Annotated in this window: 1 protein-coding gene and 1 pseudogene; both read right to left on the bottom strand. The window is 73.0% G+C overall.

Annotated elements, in window-relative coordinates; translation table 11 throughout:
• Nucleotides 1–630, bottom strand: a pseudogene (locus AOK15_RS14400) (hypothetical protein); the annotation flags it as partial.
• A 190-nt stretch (nt 631–820) separates the two neighbouring features.
• On the bottom strand, nt 821–3,037 hold the full coding sequence (locus tag AOK15_RS14395) for a bifunctional glycosyltransferase/CDP-glycerol:glycerophosphate glycerophosphotransferase (RefSeq protein WP_055516602.1): 2,217 nt from the start codon (nt 3,035–3,037) through the stop codon (nt 821–823).
• Nucleotides 3,038–3,102: the final 65 nt, after the last annotated feature.

Genomic DNA, 3,102 nt, shown 5'->3' with positions numbered 1-3,102 from the left:
GGCGTGGACGGGTGCCCGCGCGCGGGCACCCGTCCACGCCCACGCCCAGAACGTCAGACCGATCGCGAACGTCGACGGGTAGCCGAGGTTCGTCGTCATCGACATCAGCCCGAGGTAGCCGCTCCACACGATCCGCTCGGTGCCCCACAGCACCGTCATGAACAGCAGCGCGAGGACCGGCGCCCACGGCCGGGGCGTCAGCACCCGGACGAACCGGCCGACCCCGGTGAGCAGCACCAGCAGGTTCAGCGGCCCGGCCAGCTTCACCAGCGCCCAGCCGCTCAGGCCGGTCAGCCGGGCGAGGACACCCTGGACGACCGCGTACGGAGAGTAGTACAGGCTGCCCGCGCCCGGCAGGTCCGCCGTCGGATGGGGCGGGTGCCACAGATCCCAGCGGAGGCGTTCGATCACCGCCGCGTGCTGGCCGGCGTCGCAGCACAGCGGCACCCGCCAGTACGCCAGGGTCATCACCAGCCAGAACAGCCCACCCAGCACGACGTACGGGCTCGGCCGCCGGGTCAGACGGGTACGGCCGCCGCGGAGCGCGGTGGCGCCGAGTGCGCCACGCAGGCGGCGCCGGGGGCGGGCGCCGCCGTCCAGGGAGACGGAACCAGATCCGGTGTAGGGCATTTGCCGTCCCTTCCCGGATCAGGTCATCCGCTTAGCTGGCCGTCACCACATCGAGTGAAGCGCGCGGGGCCACCGACACCGCCCCGACCACCCGTGGTCGATGGTCCCCGCCGCCGACTCCCGCACGTCCGCCCCGCCGAGGGCGAGGGCGTACGAGACGCGCGTCCCCCGATCGTGACCGCGCGCTCCCTCATGACGAGACGAGGGACGAGGCGCGGTGGGCGCTCGGGGCTGGCACCGCCGCCACCGGCTCACCCAGCATCAGCGTCCGCACCACCCGCTCGGCGGCCTTCCCGTCGTCGAACTCGCAGTACCGCTCCCGGAACGCCGCCCGCAGCCGCGTCGACTCCGCGTCCCGCCACTGCCCCGAGTCGAACAGCCGGGCAAGCTCACGGTACGAACGGGACACATGGCCGGGGCCCTCGGCGGTGATGTCGAGGTACGCGCCCCGGCTCGCGGTGAACGCCCCCCAGTCGTCCGCGTGGATCACGATCGGCCGGTCCAGGTTGGCGTAGTCGAACATCAGGGCCGAGTAGTCCGTGACCAGGGCGTCGGAGGCGAGCATCACCTCCTCGACGTGCGGCTCGTCCGTCGCGTCCACCAGCACGCCCCGCCGGTGCAGCTCCGCGAGCCCGAACCCGCGCGCCGGCCCGTCCGCGAGCGACGGGTGCAGCCGTACGACGAGGGTGTGGCGCTCGCCGAGGCTCCGGCGCAGATCCTCCGCGAACCGGGCCAGGTCGAAACGCTCCACGTGCCCGCCCCGCCGGTAGTCGCGCGGCGAGGGCGCGTACAGCACGACCGTGTGGTCCGCCGGGATGCCGAGCCGCTCCCGGACCGCCGCGCCGCTGTCCGGCCCGGCGTTCACCAGCACGTCGTTGCGCGGGCTGCCGGTGCGCAGCGACACGAACCCGCACGGGTACGCCCTGCTCCACACCAGCTCCGAGTGCCGGTTGGCGACCAGGCTGTAGTCCCAGCGGTCCGCCCGGCGCAGCATCCGCGGCACGTCCACCCCGATCCGTGCCCCCGGCCTGTGCAGCAGATCGGCGGCCATGAACTTCAGGGGCGTGCCCTGATGGGTGTGGATGTACACGCTGCCCGGCCGCCTGCGCGGGGTGGACGGCCAGTTCACGTTGTTGACGAAGTACGTGGCCCGCGCGGACAGCCGCAGGAACTCGGGCGAGCCCGGCGTCACGTACTCGACGTCCACCGGCAGCTTCCCCACCAGCTCGGGCCGCACCACCCACACGCCCCGGATGTGCGGGGCCAGCTCACGCGCGGCCCGGTAGACCGCCGCCGGGTCACCGAGCATGCCCCGGTGGGAGAACGCCGAGTACAGCGCCAGCCGCGGGTCCAGCGGCAGCCGCTCGTGCACCAGCGACCGGCTCCGCCGGATCCGCTCGGCGCCCGCCGCCCGCACCCGCTCCCCGCCCGCGGTCAGCGCCGTACGGAGCCCGGCCGCCTGCCGCCGGACCCGGCAGGCCGCCCAACTGCCCTCCAGGACCCGGAACTCGGGCGCCACCGGCACCTCGTCCGGCGTGCGGTACTTCTGGTACAGCCCCGCCGTCCGCCGGAAGAACTCGCCCTTGTCCCGAGCCGGCACCCGGTCCGGCTTGGCGAGGATGTCCAGGCAGTGCTCCGCCATCTTGTGCCGCAGGAACGGCCGCCAGCGCGTCAGCTCAGGCCGCGCGTCCAGGAACGTGAAGACCCGCTCGTACTGGTCGTGCACATCGAAGTGCCGACGACTCGTGGTGGACAGGATGTTGCCCTGCCGCCGCTGCCGGTACGCCACACAGATCCGGTCCAGGGTCGCGATCCGTCGAGCGCTCAGCAGCACCGGGAACGTCCACGGCGTGTCCTCGTAGTAGCCCGGCGGGAACCGGAAGCCGTGCGCCTCGACGAACTCCCGCCGGTACGCCTTGTTCCACACCGTCATCAGCAGTTCGAGGATCTCCGGGTGCTCGGCGACCGTGAACGTGTCGGCCCCCACGTCCCTCAGCACATGCGCGAGGGAGTTGCGGCGCGTGCCGCCCCACCAGTACGTGCGGGCGTAGTCGAAGACCAGCACATCCGGGTCGCCGGCCTCGTCCAAGCGGTCGGCCAGCGCGCGCAGGGCACCCGGGGTGAAGGTGTCGTCGCTGTCGAGGAAGAGGACGAAGTCCCCGGTGGCGTACGGCAGGCCCGCGTTGCGGGCGCGCCCGAGGCCCACGTTCGCCGGCAGGTGCAGCACCCGCACGCGCGGGTCGCGGGCGGCGTACGCGTCGAGGATGTCGCCGCTGCCGTCCGGCGAGCAGTCGTCGACGGCGATGACCTCCAGGTCCCGGTACGACTGCTCCAGCACCGAGTCGAGGCACTCGCGCAGGAAGCCCCGGACCTTGAACACGGGGACGATGACACTGAAGCGGGGCACGTCCGTCAGCTCCTAACGAGGGGGGCCGGGGCTTCCTGCGCGAGTGCCTCGACTCGGTGCTGGAG

The sequence above is a fragment of the Streptomyces ossamyceticus genome (assembly GCF_001418475.1).
GTDB classification, from domain to species: Bacteria; Actinomycetota; Actinomycetes; order Streptomycetales; family Streptomycetaceae; genus Streptomyces; species Streptomyces ossamyceticus.
This window is presented reverse-complemented; position numbering and strand designations above follow the sequence as displayed.